Source organism: Sphingomonas sp. IC081 (assembly GCF_006874585.1).
Lineage (GTDB): Bacteria > Pseudomonadota > Alphaproteobacteria > Sphingomonadales > Sphingomonadaceae > Novosphingobium.
The window spans coordinates 58,917-73,419 of record NZ_CP029761.1 but is presented as its reverse complement, the minus strand read 5'-3'; the positions used below and the strand labels follow the sequence as shown (position 1 = coordinate 73,419).

20 protein-coding genes are annotated in these 14,503 nt (G+C 66.2%); 4 read left to right on the top strand and 16 right to left on the bottom strand.

Going from position 1 to position 14,503, the window contains the following annotated elements:
* Positions 1 to 34: 34 nt before the first annotated feature.
* Together pdeM and infC are read left to right on the top strand one after the other, a co-directional pair.
* The gene (pdeM, locus tag DM450_RS00425; protein WP_142632118.1) at positions 35 to 739 is read left to right on the top strand and encodes a ligase-associated DNA damage response endonuclease PdeM; all 705 of its coding nucleotides are present in this window, start codon (positions 35 to 37) and stop codon (positions 737 to 739) included.
* Positions 740 to 903: 164 nt separating this feature from the next.
* Entirely contained in the window at positions 904 to 1,425 is a 522-nt protein-coding gene (gene infC / locus DM450_RS00420; RefSeq protein WP_142632117.1) for a translation initiation factor IF-3, read from the top strand.
* 126 nt (positions 1,426 to 1,551) lie between these two features.
* Here infC and DM450_RS00415 read toward each other — a convergent pair whose 3' ends face one another.
* Complete coding sequence (locus DM450_RS00415) at positions 1,552 to 2,055, bottom strand: GNAT family N-acetyltransferase (RefSeq protein WP_142632116.1); 504 nt, start codon at positions 2,053 to 2,055, stop codon at positions 1,552 to 1,554.
* A 136-nt stretch (positions 2,056 to 2,191) separates the two neighbouring features.
* On the opposite strand from DM450_RS00415, the gene DM450_RS00410 reads away from it, so the two are divergent.
* Together DM450_RS00410 and DM450_RS00405 are read left to right on the top strand one after the other, a co-directional pair.
* Entirely contained in the window at positions 2,192 to 2,965 is a 774-nt protein-coding gene (locus DM450_RS00410) for a DUF4019 domain-containing protein (protein ID WP_142637318.1), read from the top strand.
* A gap of 154 nt (positions 2,966 to 3,119) precedes the next feature.
* Positions 3,120 to 3,914 (top strand): hypothetical protein, encoded by a 795-nt coding sequence (locus DM450_RS00405; RefSeq protein ID WP_142632115.1) that lies wholly within the window; start codon positions 3,120 to 3,122, stop codon positions 3,912 to 3,914.
* 45 nt (positions 3,915 to 3,959) lie between these two features.
* Here the strand turns inward: DM450_RS00405 and rutA are convergent, their stop codons facing one another.
* The 15 genes from rutA to hisF all read right to left on the bottom strand — a co-directional run bounded on the left by rutA (position 3,960) and on the right by hisF (position 14,487).
* Positions 3,960 to 5,036, bottom strand: a complete 1,077-nt coding sequence (rutA, locus tag DM450_RS00400) for a pyrimidine utilization protein A (RefSeq protein ID WP_142632114.1) — start codon at positions 5,034 to 5,036, stop codon at positions 3,960 to 3,962.
* 5 nt (positions 5,037 to 5,041) lie between these two features.
* Positions 5,042 to 5,824, bottom strand: a complete 783-nt coding sequence (gene rutD, locus DM450_RS00395; RefSeq protein ID WP_142632113.1) for a pyrimidine utilization protein D — start codon at positions 5,822 to 5,824, stop codon at positions 5,042 to 5,044.
* Positions 5,817 to 6,200: a pyrimidine utilization protein C gene (rutC, locus tag DM450_RS00390; protein WP_142632112.1), complete on the bottom strand. Its 384-nt coding sequence runs from the start codon at positions 6,198 to 6,200 to the stop codon at positions 5,817 to 5,819. The genes rutD and rutC overlap by 8 nt, the downstream gene beginning before the upstream one ends.
* Positions 6,200 to 6,934, bottom strand: coding sequence for a pyrimidine utilization protein B (gene rutB, locus DM450_RS00385; protein ID WP_142632111.1), 735 nt, complete (start codon positions 6,932 to 6,934; stop codon positions 6,200 to 6,202). Before rutB ends, rutC begins: the two co-directional genes overlap by 1 nt.
* A 57-nt stretch (positions 6,935 to 6,991) precedes the next feature.
* Positions 6,992 to 7,528: a J domain-containing protein gene (locus DM450_RS00380; RefSeq protein WP_142632110.1), complete on the bottom strand. Its 537-nt coding sequence runs from the start codon at positions 7,526 to 7,528 to the stop codon at positions 6,992 to 6,994.
* 133 nt (positions 7,529 to 7,661) lie between these two features.
* A complete protein-coding gene (pal, locus tag DM450_RS00375; protein ID WP_185928657.1) occupies positions 7,662 to 8,198 on the bottom strand; it encodes a peptidoglycan-associated lipoprotein Pal in 537 nt (178 codons plus the stop codon).
* Positions 8,199 to 8,338: 140 nt separating this feature from the next.
* Positions 8,339 to 9,763, bottom strand: a complete 1,425-nt coding sequence (tolB, locus tag DM450_RS00370) for a Tol-Pal system beta propeller repeat protein TolB (protein ID WP_142632109.1) — start codon at positions 9,761 to 9,763, stop codon at positions 8,339 to 8,341.
* Complete coding sequence (locus tag DM450_RS00365) at positions 9,760 to 10,758, bottom strand: hypothetical protein (RefSeq protein WP_142632108.1); 999 nt, start codon at positions 10,756 to 10,758, stop codon at positions 9,760 to 9,762. Before DM450_RS00365 ends, tolB begins: the two co-directional genes overlap by 4 nt.
* Before the next feature lie 15 nt (positions 10,759 to 10,773).
* On the bottom strand, positions 10,774 to 11,166 hold the full coding sequence (locus DM450_RS00360; RefSeq protein WP_370584544.1) for an ExbD/TolR family protein: 393 nt from the start codon (positions 11,164 to 11,166) through the stop codon (positions 10,774 to 10,776).
* A 77-nt stretch (positions 11,167 to 11,243) separates the two neighbouring features.
* A complete protein-coding gene (gene tolQ / locus DM450_RS00355; protein WP_142637314.1) occupies positions 11,244 to 11,954 on the bottom strand; it encodes a protein TolQ in 711 nt (236 codons plus the stop codon).
* Positions 11,954 to 12,466, bottom strand: a complete 513-nt coding sequence (locus DM450_RS00350) for a YbgC/FadM family acyl-CoA thioesterase (RefSeq protein WP_142632106.1) — start codon at positions 12,464 to 12,466, stop codon at positions 11,954 to 11,956. The genes tolQ and DM450_RS00350 overlap by 1 nt, the downstream gene beginning before the upstream one ends.
* Positions 12,467 to 12,599: 133 nt before the next feature.
* Positions 12,600 to 12,977 (bottom strand): histidine triad nucleotide-binding protein, encoded by a 378-nt coding sequence (locus DM450_RS00345; protein WP_142632105.1) that lies wholly within the window; start codon positions 12,975 to 12,977, stop codon positions 12,600 to 12,602.
* 45 nt (positions 12,978 to 13,022) lie between these two features.
* Complete coding sequence (locus DM450_RS00340; protein ID WP_142632104.1) at positions 13,023 to 13,349, bottom strand: phosphoribosyl-ATP diphosphatase; 327 nt, start codon at positions 13,347 to 13,349, stop codon at positions 13,023 to 13,025.
* Between the two features lie 50 nt (positions 13,350 to 13,399).
* Positions 13,400 to 13,600, bottom strand: coding sequence for a PEP-CTERM sorting domain-containing protein (locus tag DM450_RS26065; RefSeq protein ID WP_242526266.1), 201 nt, complete (start codon positions 13,598 to 13,600; stop codon positions 13,400 to 13,402).
* Between the two features lie 125 nt (positions 13,601 to 13,725).
* Complete coding sequence (hisF, locus tag DM450_RS00330; protein WP_142632103.1) at positions 13,726 to 14,487, bottom strand: imidazole glycerol phosphate synthase subunit HisF; 762 nt, start codon at positions 14,485 to 14,487, stop codon at positions 13,726 to 13,728.
* Positions 14,488 to 14,503 lie beyond the last annotated feature (16 nt).

Sequence of the window (14,503 nt, the reverse complement as noted above, 5' to 3'; positions counted from 1 at the left end):
TGCCAAATCGCGCCGGTCACGGCAAGGGAAAGCCATGGTTCCCTTTTCGTTCTGCGCACAGGAGATCTTTCTGGTGCCGCCGCCCGCCTCGGCCCCGGCGACCCGCGGGAGCGCGCTCTACTGGCCGCGCGAGCAGGCGCTGCTGGTGGCGGACCTGCATCTCGAAAAGGCCAGCTTCTTCGCGCAGACCGGGCAGATGCTGCCCCCCTACGACAGCCGCGAGACATTGGAGCGCCTCGCCCACGCGGTGCGGCAGACCGGCGCACGGCGAGTCTTCGCTCTGGGAGACAATTTTCACGACAGCGCCGGGACACAGCGGCTTGATCCGCATACCGCGGGCATGCTCTGCGCGCTTACCCGCGTGCTCGACTGGGTGTGGATCACCGGAAATCACGATCCCCATCTCGGCCACGAGGCGGGTGGCACCCTGGTGGAGGAAATCGCGGTCTCGGGCATCACCCTGCGCCATGAGGCGAAGCCGGGCTGCACCGGAGCGGAACTTTCCGGGCACTATCACCCCCGCCTGATCGTCCATGCACGAGGCCGCCGGATCGCTCGCCCCTGCGTGGTCCATGGAGGCAATCGGCTGATTTTGCCTGCTTTCGGCGCGCTTACCGGCGGGATGGACGCCGCCGATCCCGTCATCGTCGAGGCGCTCCAGCCCGCCAACGAGATCGACGCCCTGGTCGCCGCGAAGGACCAACTTCTGCGCTATCCCCTCTGGCGAGCGGCCGCCTGAGCACCTATATGCGTCATGACCGTTTCATACGGTCGGGGCGTCCTGTAGATTTCCTTGAAATCGGCCTTTGCGTGTCGAGGCGATTCGCATTAATGACGCCCGAACTTGCAGCCATTTGACAGAAGCGATTCAGGAGAACGCATATAGCACCCCCACCCCGGCGCATGATGACGCCACCGGTCAAGAGTGGACCGCGCTACAATAACATGATCCAGTCGGACAAGGTCCGGGTTATCGACCAGGATGGCGAGAACCTGGGTGTCATGTACACGCGTGCGGCCATCGAACAGGCGGCCGATGTCGGTCTCGACCTGGTTGAAGTCTCGCCGAACGCCGATCCGCCGGTGTGCAAGTTCCTCGATGTCGGCAAGTACCGGTATGAGGCCCAGAAAAAGGCCAATGCCGCGCGCAAGACCCAGAAGACGCAGGAGATCAAGGAGATCAAGATGCGTCCGAACATCGATGACCATGACTACGAGACCAAGATGCGTAACGTGGTCCGCTTCATCGGTGATGGCGACAAGGTGAAGGTCACCCTGCGCTTCCGCGGTCGTGAACTCTCGCACCAGCAGCTGGGCATGAACCTGCTGCGCCGCGTGCAGGAAGACGTCGCTGACATCGCCAAGATCGAAGCCTATCCGCGCATGGAAGGCCGCCAGATGCTGATGGTGCTCTCGCCCAAGTAAGGCGAGCAAGGCACATCGAATCGGGCCTAACGCAAAGGGCGCGCCGCAAGGCGCGCCCTTTGTCGTTCGCGGCCAGTTCTTGCGGGCCAGCGGGACGGCGCTGCAAAAACCGGCTAAGGCGAATTTTCAAGCCAACGCCTTTTCCAGCACGACCATCGCCAGCGGCGGATCAACCAGGACCGGGAAGGGGCGCGTCTCGCCCGTCCGCCCATAACCACGCCGCTCGTAATAGGCGATCAGTTCAACGCGCTGGTCGATCACCGTCATTTCCATGGCGTGCGCGCCGAACACGTCTCGCGCAAGGTCCTCGGCGGCCGCGATCAACTGGCGGCCGAGACCACCCGCCTGTAGTACCGGATCGATGCAGAGCAGGCCCAGGTAGGCCAGTCCCGCCCCCTTGGAGGTCACCTGCACGCAGCCGATCGGCACACCGTCCTCGGAAATCGCCACCAACAGGCGATCGGACGCACTGCACACGATGGCCGTCAATTCGCCGAGATCGGTGCGGTCATCGCTCAGCAGGTCCGCCTCGAACGTCCACCCCGCCCGCGCGCTGTCGCCGCGATAGGCACGCTCGATCACCGGATGCAGCGCGGGAAGATCGGCCTCGGTGGCGACACGAATTTGCATGGCAGTACTCTCCGGACATCAACTCCCCCCGCTGTACGCACGCCAAGCGGCAAACAGGAGGGGGCGGACTACAAATTTTTGGGGGTAGCGAGGACTCGCCCGCCAGCCCTAGATTCGCAGGACCATGAACATGCCGATGCCCGATCCCGCCAGCGATCCCACCTGGGGGTTGACCGAGAAGGAGAAGCAGACCCTTCGCCTGATCGTGCGCGGCCACGATGCCAAGTCGATCGCGCGCGATCTCGACCTCTCGATCCACACGATCAACGAGCGGCTGCGCGACGCCCGCCGCAAGATGGCGGTGTCGAGCAGCCGCGAAGCCGCGCGCCTGCTGCTGGCGGCGGAAAGCGACACGCCAGGCCCTCTCCCCGAAATGTTAGGGGACAGACGAATGGGGGAGGACCCGGATCGCCCCGCGAACGATCATGACGATGCGCCGCGTGACGGCGCCGGGCCGGTGCGTCGCCGGCTCTGGATCATCATCGGAGTCCTGCTCATGACATTGACCCTCGGCCTTGCAGTGCTTGCCGCCCTCACCCATGCAAGCGCACCAGGTGTGCCGACCGCCACGGCCACCGCAGCCGACAGCGAAGTGGTGGACACCGCCCGCCAGTGGCTCACGCTGGTCGATCAGGGCCGCTGGGACGACAGCTACCGGGACACCGGCTCGGCCTTCCGGAAACTGAACACCGCTCAGGTCTGGGCCGCAACCTCCGAAAAAGTGCGCGTGCCGCTCGGCGCCGTGCTCTCGCGCGTGCTGCTCAGCCAGGAGGAACTCCCCGCCCCGCCCAACGGCTACCAGGTAGTCAGGTTCCGCACCCGCTATGCCAACAAGGCCGGCGCGGTGGAGACCGTCTCGCTCGAACGCGAAGAAGGCAAGTGGCGGGTGGTGGGCGTCATCATCGAATAGACGCCCTAAAAAGACCGATTGTTGCAAGGAGCGGGCGGCCCGGGAGCCCGATTGGAAATCCGTGTGAAATATGCGCTTGGAATGACAGCGCCAGAAAAGGACGTCCCGGCACACCGCCCGGACCCCGCCCCGAGGCCCTGCGCTGCTCATTCCAATGACACCCTTCCTGCCCCGCTCCCTGCGCCCGCCCCTCGCATCCTTGCAATGGAGCGCACCGCTCGCCGCCCTGCTGGCCACCAGCGGCTGCGCCGGATCGCTGATGCACGCCGATCCGCTCGCTACAAGGCGGGCAGCAAGCGAAGAGCAAGCCCCGCCGCCTCCCCAACAGCGCGAGCCGGTGCTGTCCAGCCTTCCGCAGCCCGAAGCGGTGAAGCCGCCGGTCGCGCCCGAGCCGGCGACGGCGGCGGCGGCAAGGACGGCGAAAAGGACGGCCGAAAGGACGCCAGCACCGCCGCCCGAGACAACATCCGCGCCGATCCTCGTGACCGGCGCCGTGCTGCGCAAGCCGAAGCCGCAGGTCTTCCCCGATACCAGCGCGACGATCGTCTTCACGGTCACACCGGCGGGGACGTGCCCCCAATGCCGGCTGACAAAGATCACCGTCTCCCCGACCGGCGAAGTGCTGATCGAGCTCGGCCACTGGGACGCGGTACAGCGCGACTGGGACTACCAGCACTACAAGGCCAGGGTGAAGCGCAACACCGCCAATGCCTTTGCCGCCGGCCTGAAGGCCGACCGCCCCACGGGCGAGGCGAGCGTGCACATGTCCGGCCTTGCCTGCACACTGCCGACCCGGGACGCGGGGCTCACCATCCAGTGGCTCGAATTTGGCCGCCGCGACCGCCTCAACGTCGTGTTCGACTGCCCTGCTTCCGGCGACCGCCAGACCGCCCAGCGCCTGCGCCATGCGCCCGATGTGCTGGCCCTGCGCCGGATCGCCGCCCCCTGATGGACACTGTTGCCCTCCCCCAATGACCGCAGCGCAAGTCCCCGTTCAGGCAGGACGTACCGCTGCGCCCCTGCTTTTCATCAGCGGTTGGATGCGCGTACCGAAAGCCTCCACGCCCTCGAGGAAATCGTCGAAAGTCAGCAGCACGCCGCCGGTGTTGGGCACCTTGGCCATCTCGTCGAGCATGCGCGCCACGCTTGCGTAGCTGCCGACCAGCGTGCCCATGTTGATGTTCACCGCCCCTTCCGGCGCCGCGAGCTGGCGCACGTTGGTATCGGTGTTGACCGTGTCCTTCGCGCCCTGGTCGGCGAGCCAGGCGATGGCTTCGAGATCGACGCCGTCGTTGTAGCTCTGCCACTTGGCCATCGCTTCCTCGTCGGTTTCGGCCGCGATCACCATGACCAGCACAAAGACTGACACGTCGCGGCCGGTTTCCGCGGTGAACTTGGCAAGGCGGTCGTTGTTGGAGGCGAAGGCGGTGGGGGTGTTGACGCCCTTGCCGAGGCAGAAGGCATAGTCCGCCCACTGGGCCGAGAAGGCGAGGCCCGCGTCGGACGAGCCCGCGCAGATGATCTTCATGTCGGCTTCGGGCTGCGGGCGGACGAGGCAATCGTCCATTTCATAGTACTTACCCTTGAAATCCGAGCGACCAGTCTCCCACAGTTCGCGCAGCACCTGCGCATATTCACCCAGCGCATCGTAGCGGTTGCGAAAATGCTCGTCGCCCGGCCAGAGGCCCATCTGCGTATACTCGGGCGGCTGCCAGCCGGTGATGAGGTTGAGCCCGAAGCGACCGTGGCTGATGCTGTCGATGGTGTTGCACATGCGCGCGGCAAAGGCGGGCGGGATGATGAGCGTGGGGCAGGTGGCGAAGATCCTGATCTTCTCGGTCACCGCCGCGAGCCCCGCCATCAGCGTGAAGCTTTCGAGGCCATATTCCCAGAACTGCGTCTTGCCGCCGAAGCCGCGCAGCTTGATCATCGAGAGCAGGAAATCGAGCCCGTATTTCTCGGCCCGCCGGGCGATCTCCTTGTTGAGATCGAAGGTAGGCAGGTATTGCGGGGCATTCTCGCTGATCAGCCAGCCATTGTTGTTGATGGGAACAAAAACGCCGACTTGCATGGGCTTCAGCTCCTGAGAAATTCGAGAACGAGGCGATTGAAAGCTTCGGGATCGGTCACGTTGCAGGCGTGGCCGCCCCAGTCGAATGTGGCGACATCGGCATGCTCTACCGGCTCGGCGAGATCGAGCGCAGTGGCATAGGGCACCAGGAAATCATCGCGCGTGGCAACGACCAGCAGGTTTTCGAGCGCGGCAAGCCCTGCAGGAACGGGCGCATAGGCCTGCACCGCGGCAATGCGCTTGGCGGTGGTGGCGATGCCGGGGAAGGCGGCGAGGTGGTGATCGAGCTCGGCCGCAAGGTCACCGTCGTGCGCGGCAATCCAGTCGGGCGGGTAGAGGAACAGCGGCTGCGCTTCGAGGAACGCGCGCTCGCCTGCGCCGTGCAGCAGGGCCAGGCGGGCGGCAAAGCACCGCCGGGTATGCGGGGAGAGCGAGCGCCAGCCGTTGACGACCACCAGCCGGTCGATCCGGCCGCTGCGGATGGCGGTCTCGACGCCGATGGCGCCGCCCAGCGCATGGCCGATGAAATGCGCCCGCTCGATGCCGAGAGTGTCCATCACCTGGATCACGTCGCCCGCCATATCCTCGACCGATGTGGTCTCCGGCAAAGCGCGCTCGCTGCGGCCGGTGCCGCGGTGGTCATAGGCGAGCACGCGGAAATGCGCGGCCAGTGCCGCGAGGTTCGGCGCCCAGTAGCCCGCCGAGCCGCCAAGGCCGCTCGACAGGATGAGCGGGGGAGCATCCGCGCTCCCATACGTTTCGTAGTAGAGCCCGCCAGCCTCAGGCAAGGTGGGCGACCGAGGCGATCTCGACGAGGCAATCCGGCTTCACCAGTTCGCACTTGATGCAATAGCGGGCGGGCTTATCGCCCGGGAAATACTCGGCGTAGACCGCGTTGAAAGCGGCGTAATCGTTCAGGTCCTTGAGGAAGATGTGGTTCATGGCAATGTCCGTCATCGTCCCCCCGGCGGCCTCTACCGTGGTCTTGATGACCTCCAGCACATGGCGCGTCTGTGCGGCGGCATCGCCGACATGGAGCACCGAACCGCCCTCCCCCAGCGCCAGCACGCCCGAGACGTAGACAACATTGCCCGCCTTGGCCCCGGCCGAATAGGGCGCGATGGGGGCGGGGAACTGCGGCGGATTGATCGGTTCGAAAGGCATCACGGTTCCTTTGGAGGGAGCTGGCCGACGGCAGTGCGGAAATCGGCGACGCTGCTCACCCAGCCGAAGAACTTCTCGACGTTGTAGAGGCTGGCCTCGCGGATGAAGTCGGGCCCGAGGTGGTGCACCGCGTCCTCCAGCAACACGCCGAAGTATTCGAGGTGGAAGCCGTCACGCAGGGTCGATTCGACACAGACGTTGGTGGCGATGCCGGTGAAGATCAGCGTACGGATTCCGCGTGCGCGCAGCACCGAATCGAGTTGCGAGTTGAAGAACGCCGAATAGCGCGGCTTGTGTACGCGCAGGTCATCGCCCTGCGGCGCCAGCGCCTCCACCAGTTCGTAATCCCACCCGCCCCGTGCCAGGAACTTTCCGGCAAGCTCGGGCCGCGCCCGCATGGTCCTCAGCGCATTGGACTTGTGATAATTGGGCGAGAGCGGCGTTCCCGCCTCGACATAGCCTGCATCCCAGCCGTTCTGCAGGAAGACCACCGGCATGCCCGCCGTGCGCGCTACCTCGACGACTTCGGCGATCTTCGGAATCACGCTGGCCGCCGGACCGACATCGAAGCCAGCCTCGTCCACATAGCCGCCCTTGCTGGCGTAGGCGTTCTGCATGTCGACAACGATCACCGCCGTCGTCGCGGCATCGAGCCGGATCGCTTCGGGACGCGCCGGCAGCACCACCGAGGGGCCGGAACGCGTTGGCACGGGATCGACGATTGCTTCGCTCACCCGCGCAGGATTGAGCAGGTGCAGCAAATCGTCAAGCCGCTTCGAAAAATCGCGTGTTTACGCGCCCTTCCACTCGCGGCGTTCTTCCGCCGCGCGCAGGACTTCATAGGCAAGCTGATAGGTCTGAAAGGCCTTGGCGGCCTCGGCATCGTCGGGCCGGACGTCCGGGTGGACTTCCTTGGCCTTCATCCGCCAGGCCTTGCGCACGGCATCGAAGTCGGCATCGGGATCGAGCCCAAGCGCTTCCAAGGCGTTGAGCTCATCCCGGCTGCGGCTGCCGTCGCCCGAGCCCGCCCAGCCGTAGTGCGCCGATTCCTTGTAGCCCTCCGCCTCGGAGCGCTCCTCGGCTTCGCGCCGCGCCGCTTCCTCGGCATCGAGGCCCGCAAAGTAATCCCAGCCCGCATTATATTCGGCGGCGTGCTTCTGGCAGAAATACCAGCGATCGCGGCTGTTGGGGCTCTTCGGTGCTGGGCAATCGCCCGGCTCGGTGCAGCCATGCCGGTCGCACAGGCGCACCTGCGCCGCCTCGCGCGAGCTGCCATAGCTGCGCCAGCGCGGGAACCCCCAGTCCATGGATCGGCCTGCTCTGCTCATTCGACCGCCGATACCTGCCGACTCGAAACCATTGCAAGCCCCAACTGCCCCCCGCGACAAATCAGGCAGAAAACGAAAGGCCCGGCTCGCGCATGCGAGCCGGGCCTTTGCCAAACCGGAAAACCGGCGCCGATCAGTCGATCGTGACGGTCACCGCGCGGCGGTTCTGCGCCCACGAAGCCTCGTCCGAACCCAGCGCGATCGGGCGTTCCTTGCCGAAGCTCACGGTGCTGAGACGCGAAGCGTCGACGCCAAGGCTGACGAGGTAGTTCTTGGCCGCATTGGCACGGCGCTCACCCAGCGCAATGTTGTATTCGCGGGTGCCGCGCTCGTCGCAGTGGCCTTCGATGGTCGCGCGCTTGCTGGGGTACTGGATCAGCCACTGCGCCTGCTTGGCGAGAGCAGCCTGGTCTTCGGCGTCGATGTCGTACTGGTCGAGGCCGAAGTGGATGGTGTCCGAACCCATCATGCGGGCGAGGAAGTCGGCCTGGCTGCCGGGGACCGGACCGGCGGGCTGCCCGGGGGTCTGGGTGGTGGTGGCCGGGCCGGGCTCGGGCGGGAGCTGCTTGGGTGCCTTGGTGCCGCAAGCCGAAAGGGCCAGTGCACCGGCAACGAGAAGCACGGTGGTGCCGGTCTTCACGGATCGGTTGGCGGACATGAGGGCAGGCATGAGGCAATCTCCTGTGGTGCGCGGCCAATTGAATGACCGCGTCTGTTTAGGTGTTCGTGCAAATGTAAACACTGTCAACCTGAACGGTTGCCGTCCGAGGGAGCGGCAACGCACAGGTTACAGCAAAATCGGCCGCGGCGTCAGGGGCGAACCGGCCCCCAGGCCGGATCGGAGGCGCCTACCGGGGTCGGCAGCTTGCGTTCGTTCTTGCCGGTGAGGTCAACCTGCCAGATCGAGCTCTTGCCGCTGGTCTTTTCGGTGCGGAAGAACTGGACGATGCGCCCGTTCGGCGACCAGGTCGGCGCCTCGTCCTGCCAGGAATTGGTCAGGTAGCGCAGCCCCCCGCCGCTGGGGCTCATCACCGCGACACGCAGATTGCCCGCGATATGGGTGAAGGCGATCTGGTCACCGCGCGGGCTCCATTCCGGCGTTGCCGCGCGGCCGCCGAAGAAGCTGATGCGGTGCTGGTTCGAACCATCCGCGTTCATCACGTAGATCTGCTGGGTGCCCGAACGGTCGCTCTCGAACACGATCTGCGAGCCGTTGGGCGAATAGGAACCGCCGATCGAGATGCCGGGCGTGTTGGTTAGGCGGATCGGCGTGCCGCCGCTCGAGGAGATGCGGTAGATGTCGGTATTGCCGCCGCTCGCCATCGAATAGAGGATCCACTTGCCGTCCGGCGACCAGCGCGGCGCCATCGTCGGATTGCCCGTGCGGGCGATCAGCTTCTGGCTGTCGCTGGCGAGGTCGTAGACGTAGATGCTCGGCTGCCCGTTGAGATAGGACAGATAGAGGATCTTCGAATAGTCGGGCGAATAGCGCGGGGTGAGCGCGGTGGCCTGGCCGCTGGTCAGATAGCGGTGGTTGGCGCCGTCCGAATCCATGATCGCCAGCCGCTTCATGCGGTGATCCTTGGGCCCGGTCTCGGCAATGTAGGCGATCTTGGAATCGAAGAACGGACTTTCACCCGAAAGCCGCGAATAGACCATGTCCGCGCACTTGTGCGCCGCGCGGCGCCAGTCGGAAGGAGCGACCTGCCAGCCGCCCTTCATCAGCTGCTGCTTGAGCTGGACGTCGTAGAGATAGCAGCCGATCGTCAGGTTGCCGTCGGCTCCGGCGCGCACATAGCCCTGCACCAGCATGTTCGCCGCGCGTGCCGACCAGGTCGGATAGTCAGGCGCCTGCACCTGGGCATAGGCGGGCTGCGGCAGGCCGTCCGGGCCCGAGGGCTTGAACAGGCCGTTGTTGCGAAGGTCGGATGCAACCACTTGCGACAGGGCGCGGCCCAGCGCGCCGGTCGAGCCGGCATTGGTCTGGGTCGGCACGTCGTTGTCGGTCGCGAAATTGGTGATCGCGATACCGAGGTCCTGCCAGGCGCCGTCGGCGGAAACCGAGCCGGTGAGTCCGGCATCGTCGGCTTCGAGCCCCTGATCGGCCTGCGCCGCCGGAGCAGGCGCCGACTGGGCGGGAACCGGTGCCGGCTGCGATTGGGCATAGACACCGTAGACCGGTGCAGTCGAAGCCAGAGCGAACGACAGGACGAGCGTAAGCGGACGAGAAGTCATTGCGAAAGCCTCAGGTCGAAACGGAACGACGAAACGCGTTTCCACGCATCGTAGTATTCCGAGGGAAGATTGAAAGGCGAAGCGAGTTGCACGGCGCGGATCGCCTGTTCGGCATGGCGCTGCGCCTGCGCGCGATTGGCATCGGTGATACCCATCTGGCGCACAACGGTCGGCCGACCGGCAAGGCTGCCGTCCGGGTTGAGATTGAACGAGAGGATCGTCACCAGCTGATCGGCATCGGCGCCATCCGGCGGGCTCCAGTGCGGCTTGAGCTGCCGGGTGATCGCCCCCGACAGCGCCGAGCGCACTTGCGGGCCAATAGCGGCGGCAGGCGTCCCCTTGCCCTGGTTGCTGGTCGCGCCGGAAACGCCGGACAGGAAGTCGGAGCCGACACGGCTTCCGCCCGCCTTTTTCGGTGCGGCCGAGGGCTTTGCGGCGGTATTGGCCGAACGGTCGATGCCGGTGAGGATCTGGTCGATCGGGTTCTTGCGCGGCGGCGTGCGCGTGGCCGGCTTCGCGGCAGGCCTGGCAATCGGTTTCGCAGCCGGCTGCGCAGGCTTGGGAACCGGCTTCGCGACCGGTTTGGGTGCCGGTCTTGGGGGCGACACCGGCGCGGGCTTTGGAACCGGCTTGGGTACGGGTTTCGGTGCCGGGACCGGCTTGGGCGCAGGCTGCGGCGGCGCGGGCTTGGGGGCTGGAGCCGGCACCGGCACCGGCTCCGGCGCGGGTGCGGGTGCCGGGGCCGGGGCCGGAACGGCCTCGCCCAGGGTCGGCGCGATATCGGGAGCGGCCTGCTCGAACGGGTTGGGCGAGGTCGAGGTGGGCGCGACATCGTCGCTCAGCGTCACCTCGATGCGCTGCGGCGGCGGAATCACCGGTGGCTCGCCCGGCTGCGCGCGCAGCAGCACCAGCAGCCCCGCGTGCAGCGCCAGCGCCACCCCAAGGCCGAGCCCCTCTTCCTTGCTCAGTCCGGACCTGGTTCTAACCGTTGCCATCGTGTCCAGCCTAGCTCAGCGGCCTGAACCGCCGCTGACACCCGTCACCAGCGCGATCGAAGTGAACCCGGAATGATTGAGTTCGCCCATGACTTCCATCACCCGGCCATAGTCGAGCGCCTTGTCGGCGCGCAGCGTGACCTGCGGCTTCTTGCCGTCCGCGCCCGCAGGCACGGCGGCAAGGCGTTCGGCCAGCTCACCGGGGGCCAGCGCGTCTTCTTCGTAATAGACGGTGCCATCACGCTTGATCGAGATGGTCAGCTGATCGCTCTCGTCGTTGGTCGCGCTGGCGCGGCTGTCGGGCAAGTCGATCGGCACCGCCGCCTTGAGCAGCGGCGCGGTGACCATGAAGATGATCAGCAGCACCAGCATGACGTCGACCAGCGGCGTCACATTGATCTCGGCCATCGGAGCCCTGCCGCCCCGACCGCGACGGCCGCCTCGCCGTCCTCCGCCGGACATCCCCCCCGAAGAACCCATCGCCATCAGCGCTGCTCCAGCTCGCGGGTCAGCGCGGAGTGCAGCTTGTCGGCAAAGCGCTGCATGCGCGATTCGAACATGTTCACGCGGTGCGAGAAACGGTTGTAGGCGATAACCGCCGGAATTGCCGCGAACAGGCCGATCGCGGTGGCGAAGAGCGCCTCGGAGATGCCGGGGGCAACCACCGCGAGCGAGGAGTTCTGCTGCTGGCCGATCTGGAAGAAGCTGTTCATGATCCCCCAGACGGTACCGAACAGGCCCACAAAGGGACCTACCGACCCCACCGTCGCCAGGAAGTTCAGGCGGGCGGACAGCTTGTCCGCCTCCTCGCCGACCGACGACCCCATGGCCATGGCGATACGCTCACGCGCGCCTTCGAGGTCGATCTGCTTCATCGAGGCATTGCGGCGCCACTCGGCCAGACCCGCGCCGGCCACCTTGCCCATCGGCACGTCGCCGCGGCGGCGGTCCTTCTGGTAGGCCTCGAAGTTCTGGGCCTCCCAGAAACCGTCCTCATAATCGTCCGAGGCGCGCGCGACCGAGCCCATGCGCAGCATGAAGCTGATGATGATCGTCCAGACCCAGAGGCTCGCGAGCAGCAGCCCGCCCATGATCGCCTGCACCACGATATCCGCGTGCAGGAACAGTTCGATGGGGTTGAGGTGGTTGGAATCGCTGCCGATGGAGATGGCAGAGGCGAGCATTTCAAAGGTCATCATTGTCCTTCCGGGCCGGTCTGGAGGTCCTGCGAGGAGCTGTCGAGTAGGGTGGCGAAGGCCTGTTGCCAGGCCTCGGGCTGTCTGCGCGGTCGTCCTTCAGGACTGATGAACCCGACCTTTACCGTCGCTTCGGCAAGCCGGATTTCGCCGCGCCGGGCAATCTGGCGCAAGGTGCAGCTGACGCGGCCGACCTGCAGGGCATGGGTCTCGATCACCACCGCGTCGCCAAGGCGCGCGGGCGAAAGGTATCGCACGTTGACTTCCGCCACCGTGTAGAGCCCCGCGCCCGAATCCAGCGCGGCGCGCTGGTCGATGCCCAGCAGGTCAAGCAGGTCGGAACGCGCGCGTTCGAACCAGCGGATGTAATTGGCGTGATAGACCACCCCGCCCGCGTCGGTGTCCTCGTAGAACACGCGCAGCGCGTAGCGGTGGACGGGACCGTCGAAAACCCCGCCTTGCGGGCTGGGATCCCGCGATGAAACGGGGGGGATGGGGGTCTGTGCACTCATGCCGGGGGCCTGTGTAACGGGAGGGGGGCGCGGTGCAACCCTGCGCGGGGCTCACACGGCAAGAATGCCGACGTCATGCCGCCCGCGCGAGGCGGGCAGCCCGGTTTTCCTCAGGTTTTGTCGAGGATCCCGCTCAGTCGGCGATCATCTGGAAGAACTGCCGCCCGCCGAAGATGTGGACATGCAGATGCGGCACTTCCTGGTGGCCGTTGGTACCCATGTTGACCATCAGGCGGTAGCCCGGCCCGTCAAGTTCGAGCTGGCGGGTCACGTTGCCCACCGCGCGCATGAAGCCGGCGATCTCGCCGTCCTCCGCCCTGGCGGTGAAGTCGTCCCACGAGACGTAGCGGCCCTTGGGAATGACCAGCACGTGGACCGGCGCCTGCGGACGGATGTCGTTGAAGGCAAGCGCGAACGCGTCCTCGTAGACTTTGCCGCAGGGCAGTTCGCCGCGCAGGATCCGGGCGAAGATGTTGCTGTCGTCGTAAGGCTGCCTGGGGTCGATCGGCATCGAAATCTCCGCTTTACTTCAGTATCTTGCCGTCAGGATCGGCCATCACGACCGGGGCCGGGAAGCCTTCTCGGCGATGCCCGAGACGCCCTCTCGCCGGTCGAGCTCGTCGAGGACCGAGGCGAACGGGACATTGCGGGTCCCCAGCAGCACCATGAGATGGAAGATCAGGTCCGCAGCCTCGCCGACCAGCGCCTTGTCGTCCTCGGTCAGCGCGGCAATCACCGTTTCGGTGGCTTCCTCGCCCAGCTTCTGCGCGATCTTGCCGATGCCCCTGGCATGAAGCTTGGCCACATAGCTCGACGAAGGATCGGCATCGCGGCGTTCGGCGATGGTTGCCTCAAGGCGCGCCAGGGTTTCGGAAGTGCTCATCGCGGCAAGCCATGGGCAAGGCCATGTCCGGGGTCAAGCCCGCGGATGCGTCAATCGCTGCCCTTGCCGCGCGAAAAGCGCCGGCCGAGCCAGACACCGGCCACGCCGATACCCAGCAGCAGCATCCCGCTCGGCTCCGGCAGGGTGATCGCATCGGCCGCATGGGCAGGCAGCGGCATCAGGGCGCCCGCGACGACAACCCCCAGCGAAGCGGGTGCAATCGGGAACGGGGTGCCATGAAAGCGCTGCAACGGGCCTCTCCAATCAGCTGCCGACAGATATGTCCCGATCTTGGCCGGGGAGCGGCATGCGGCAAGTACGTATAAGGGAATGTCTCGATTCGGGCCATGGCGTTAACTAACCATGAAGACCGATTCTAACCTCGCGCCGGCAATCCCGCGGCGCGCAGGGCGGCATGGGCCTCGGCGATCGAGTGCTTGCCGAAGTGGAAGATCGAGGCGGCCAGCACCGCACTCGCCTTGCCCTCGGTCACGCCCGCCACGAGGTGGTCGAGATTGCCGACGCCGCCGCTGGCAACCACCGGAATCGAAACGGATTCGGCAATCGCGCGGGTGAGCGCGAGGTCATAGCCGTTCTGGGTGCCGTCGCCGTCCATCGAGGTCACGAGCAGTTCGCCGGCGCCGTAGTCCGCGAGCTTCACCGCATGCTCCAGCGCATCGATCCCGGTCGCCTTGCGGCCGCCGTGGGTGAAGATTTCCCACTTACCCGGCGCCACCCGCCGCGCATCCACCGAGGCGACGATGCACTGCGAGCCGAATTTTTCGGCAATGTCGGCCACCACTTCGGGGCGCGAGACAGCGGCGGAATTGACCGCCACCTTGTCGGCGCCCGCCAGCAGCAGCGCGCGGGCATCGTCCGCCGTGCGCACGCCGCCGCCCACGGTGAGCGGCATGAAGCAGACCTCGGCAGTGCGTTGCACGACGTCGAGCAGGGTGCCGCGGCCTTCGTGGCTGGCCGAAATGTCGAGGAAGCACAGTTCGTCCGCCCCGGCCTTGTCATAGGCGCGGGCCTGTTCGACCGGATCGCCGGCATCGATCAGGTCGACGAAGTTGACGCCCTTCACCACGCGCCCGTCGCGGACATCGAGGCAGGGGATGACGCGGATACGAACTGTCATTTCAAGATCCTTGGCA

Coding starts and splice junctions, on each gene's coding strand:
- DM450_RS00405 (WP_142632115.1), top strand. CDS start 3,120: ATGACACCCTTCCTGCCCCGCTCCCTGCGCCCGCCCCTCGCATCCTTG.
- DM450_RS00365 (WP_142632108.1), bottom strand. CDS start 10,758: ATGGCAACGGTTAGAACCAGGTCCGGACTGAGCAAGGAAGAGGGGCTC.
- pal (WP_185928657.1), bottom strand. CDS start 8,198: ATGCCTGCCCTCATGTCCGCCAACCGATCCGTGAAGACCGGCACCACC.
- DM450_RS00380 (WP_142632110.1), bottom strand. CDS start 7,528: ATGAGCAGAGCAGGCCGATCCATGGACTGGGGGTTCCCGCGCTGGCGC.
- DM450_RS00410 (WP_142637318.1), top strand. CDS start 2,192: ATGCCCGATCCCGCCAGCGATCCCACCTGGGGGTTGACCGAGAAGGAG.
- hisF (WP_142632103.1), bottom strand. CDS start 14,487: ATGACAGTTCGTATCCGCGTCATCCCCTGCCTCGATGTCCGCGACGGG.
- rutA (WP_142632114.1), bottom strand. CDS start 5,036: ATGCAAGTCGGCGTTTTTGTTCCCATCAACAACAATGGCTGGCTGATC.
- rutC (WP_142632112.1), bottom strand. CDS start 6,200: ATGCCTTTCGAACCGATCAATCCGCCGCAGTTCCCCGCCCCCATCGCG.
- DM450_RS00345 (WP_142632105.1), bottom strand. CDS start 12,977: ATGCCGATCGACCCCAGGCAGCCTTACGACGACAGCAACATCTTCGCC.
- DM450_RS00360 (WP_370584544.1), bottom strand. CDS start 11,166: ATGGCCGAGATCAATGTGACGCCGCTGGTCGACGTCATGCTGGTGCTG.
- DM450_RS00340 (WP_142632104.1), bottom strand. CDS start 13,349: ATGAGCACTTCCGAAACCCTGGCGCGCCTTGAGGCAACCATCGCCGAA.
- pdeM (WP_142632118.1), top strand. CDS start 35: ATGGTTCCCTTTTCGTTCTGCGCACAGGAGATCTTTCTGGTGCCGCCG.
- DM450_RS00350 (WP_142632106.1), bottom strand. CDS start 12,466: ATGAGTGCACAGACCCCCATCCCCCCCGTTTCATCGCGGGATCCCAGC.
- tolB (WP_142632109.1), bottom strand. CDS start 9,763: ATGACTTCTCGTCCGCTTACGCTCGTCCTGTCGTTCGCTCTGGCTTCG.
- tolQ (WP_142637314.1), bottom strand. CDS start 11,954: ATGACCTTTGAAATGCTCGCCTCTGCCATCTCCATCGGCAGCGATTCC.
- infC (WP_142632117.1), top strand. CDS start 904: ATGATGACGCCACCGGTCAAGAGTGGACCGCGCTACAATAACATGATC.
- DM450_RS00415 (WP_142632116.1), bottom strand. CDS start 2,055: ATGCAAATTCGTGTCGCCACCGAGGCCGATCTTCCCGCGCTGCATCCG.